Source organism: Nocardioides sp., assembly GCF_034670285.1.
Lineage (GTDB): Bacteria > Actinomycetota > Actinomycetes > Propionibacteriales > Nocardioidaceae > Nocardioides.
The window spans coordinates 1-2,895 of record NZ_JAXMNS010000448.1 but is presented as its reverse complement, the minus strand read 5'-3'; the positions used below and the strand labels follow the sequence as shown (position 1 = coordinate 2,895).

The 2,895-nt window shown below is 72.3% G+C and carries 2 protein-coding genes and 1 pseudogene; all 3 read right to left on the bottom strand.

Annotated elements, in window-relative coordinates:
* Positions 1–112: 112 nt before the first annotated feature.
* Positions 113–1,126 (bottom strand): S66 peptidase family protein, encoded by a 1,014-nt coding sequence (locus VOI19_RS17450; protein WP_323794222.1) that lies wholly within the window; start codon positions 1,124–1,126, stop codon positions 113–115.
* A gap of 56 nt (positions 1,127–1,182) precedes the next feature.
* Positions 1,183–2,433 (bottom strand): MFS transporter, encoded by a 1,251-nt coding sequence (locus VOI19_RS17445; protein WP_323794221.1) that lies wholly within the window; start codon positions 2,431–2,433, stop codon positions 1,183–1,185.
* A pseudogene (locus VOI19_RS17440) lies at positions 2,430–2,895 on the bottom strand (kynureninase); the annotation flags it as partial. The pseudogene VOI19_RS17440 and the gene VOI19_RS17445, both read right to left, overlap by 4 nt.

Genomic DNA, 2,895 nt, shown 5'->3' with positions numbered 1-2,895 from the left:
CGTACGGCGTGGCGCCGGCGGCGAGCGAGGGCGGTGCGGGGAGCACGGGCATCCGGCCATGGTCGCCGCGAGCGCCGACACCGCGCCTCACCCGGAGGTCGGGTGACCGCGGTCAGACCAGCTCTTGGGTGATCTCCTGCCGATCGGGGTCGACCACCAGGTGCGCGAGCGCCCCGGTGACCAGCGGCAGCGACGGCTGGGTGTGGCCGCACTCGACGTCGAGCACGATCGGGATGTCGAGCATGCCCAGGGCGTCCAGCACCGCCTCGCGCTGGCTCAGGTCAGGCTTGTCTGGGGCACCCGTGCGACCGATGAGGATGGCGGTGGCGTCGTCGAACCACCCCGCGAGCCGCAGCGTGTGCAGGTGCCGGCCGATGGTGTGGGCGTCGTCCTCGGACGCCTCGAGGAACACGATGAGCCCGTCGTCGGCGTACTCACGACCGAACGCCGCCACGTCACCGAAGCGGGTCGCCGCCAGGGACGAGACGATCTCGATGCAGCCACCGACCAGTCGACCGGACACGTCGAGCCCGCCGCCGCCGACCAGAGTCCACCCGCCGGCACCGTCGAGCGTCATTGACTCGACCGTCGGGTCCGCCTCGTAGTCGTCCCAGCCGGAGGTACGGAACCGGCCGGGGCTGCGCTGCACCACCGGCTCGGTGGCTGTCGCGACCTCGGTCCAGTGCGCCAGCCCGTCGGGCACCTCGTAGGCGGTGTCCATCAGGTTGACGCCGTGGATCGTGCCCCAGCCCAGCAGGGTCGTCAGCGGCAGCATCCACGAGCAGGAGTCGCTGAACCCCACGGTCCAGGTCGGCTCGAAGGTGCCGATCTCGCGCCAGTCGAGCTGGTCGAGCAGGTCGATCCCGAGCGCACCTCCCCACGGCGGCACGATCGCGCGCACCTCCGGGTCGCGCAGCATCGCCATCAGCTCGTCGGCGCGCTGCTCCTTCGGCGCGGAGACGACCCGGTCGCCGCCGAGGCACTCGCCGACGCGGACGTCGTACCCACGCTCGCGCAGCCAGGCGACGTTGTGGTCGAGCCGCGGTCGCAGCGCCGCGGTGACGCCGCTCGAGGGGGCGGTGACGCCGATCGTGTCGCCAGGACGGAGGGGGCGTGGGAAGCGCATGCGCCCAGCCCACCACATGACGGGCGCGACCACGACCCGGGCCGTTTCGTCAGGGACTAGCCCGGCTGCGGGTGCCGGGACTCCAACGTCTCCTGCGCCACCAACCACGGCAGGACGGCGAGCAGGCTCACCAGGCCGGTGGCGGCGAACGCCCACCCGAAGCCCGCCTGGTCGGCGATCACGCCCACGAGCACCGGGCCGACGATCGCACCGCCGTCCTGCGCCATCTGGAAGGTGCTCAGCACGGTGCCACCGGAGCGGTCGTTGCCGATCACGTCGGCCACGGTGGCCTGCTGGGCAGGGTTGACGAGTCCGGCGCCAAGCCCGGAGAGCGCCGAGAGCAGGAGCAGCACCAGCAGGCTGCCGCTGAGACCGATCAGCCCGAGCGTCACGCCCGTCGCGAGCAGTCCCACGATCGCGAGCGGACGTCGTCCGATCGTGTCGGCGAGACGGCCGGCGACCTGGAGCGTCGCGGCCGTGCCGAGGGCTGCGAGCGCCAGGGCGACCCCGGCCACCCAGGTCTCGTCGCGCACGACGAGGGCGAACTGCGGGATCACCGCCACCCGCACCCCGAAGTTGCACCAGCCGTTGGCGAACGCCGAGCCCAGCGCAGCACGGTAGGCGGGGATGGCGAGGGCCTCGCGCAGCTGCATGGGCGGCGCCGTCGGACCGGTTCCGGTGGGGCGCAGCCGCGCCCCCGACAGCCTGATCCCGACCACGGCAGCCGCGGCGACGAGGGCGACGGCGTACGCCACGAACGGCACGCGCAGCCCGAAGCCGGCCAGAGCGCCGCCGATCAGTGGACCGACCATGCCACCGATCAGGAATGCGCTGGCGTAGGCCGACGACACCCGTCCCCGGATCGTCGGCGGAGCCAGGCGCACCAGCAGCGCCATCGCGGAGATCGTGAACATCGTCGAGCCGATGCCGCCGATCCCGCGCAGCACCAGCAGCTGCGTGTAGGACTGGGCGAAGGCCGTCGCGAACGACGAGGCCGCCACCAGGAGCAGCCCGCTCAGGTAGACCGGTCGCTCCCCCAGCCGGGCGACCAGCTTGCCCCCGACGGGGGCGAAGGCCAGACGGAACATCGCGAAGATCGAGACCACGAACGACGCCGCGGCGACACCCACGTCAAAGCTTCGGGCGTAGGCCGGCAGCACCGGCGAGATCAGTCCGAACCCGATCGCGATCACGAACGCCGAGGCGATCAGGACCTTGATCTCGCCCGGGATCGGGATCCGCTCGGCGGCAGCTTTCTGGGGCTTCTGGGACTTCTCGGGAGCAGACTTCTGCGAGCGGAGCCTCACCCGCGTGCGGCGAGCGAGTCGAGGACCTCACGCACGGCCTGCACGCCACGCTCGACCTCGTCGTACGACGTGGAGAGCGGCGAGAGCCCGAGGCGCAGGCCGTGGGGGTCGCGGTAGTCAGGGATGACGTCGCGCGCCCACAGCTCGGCGGTGGCCTGCTGCATCAGCGGGTGGGTGAGCGTGACGTGGCCGCCGCGTCGCTCCGGGTCGACAGGTGAGTGGAGCCCGACGTCGGGCAGCACCTCGGCGGCGCGCTCGAGGGCGAAGGCGGTGAGGCCGACCGACTTCTCGCGAATCGCACCCATGCCGACCTTGGAGACCAGCTGCAGCATGTCCTGCAGCGCCAGCATCCCGATCACCGGCGGCGTGCCCGACAGGATCCGTCGGATGCCCTCGGCGGGGTGGTAGACCGGCCCCATCAGGAAAGGGTCCGCGGCGCCGAGCCAGCCCTGGATCGGCTGG

Coding starts and splice junctions, on each gene's coding strand:
- VOI19_RS17450 (WP_323794222.1), bottom strand. CDS start 1,126: ATGCGCTTCCCACGCCCCCTCCGTCCTGGCGACACGATCGGCGTCACC.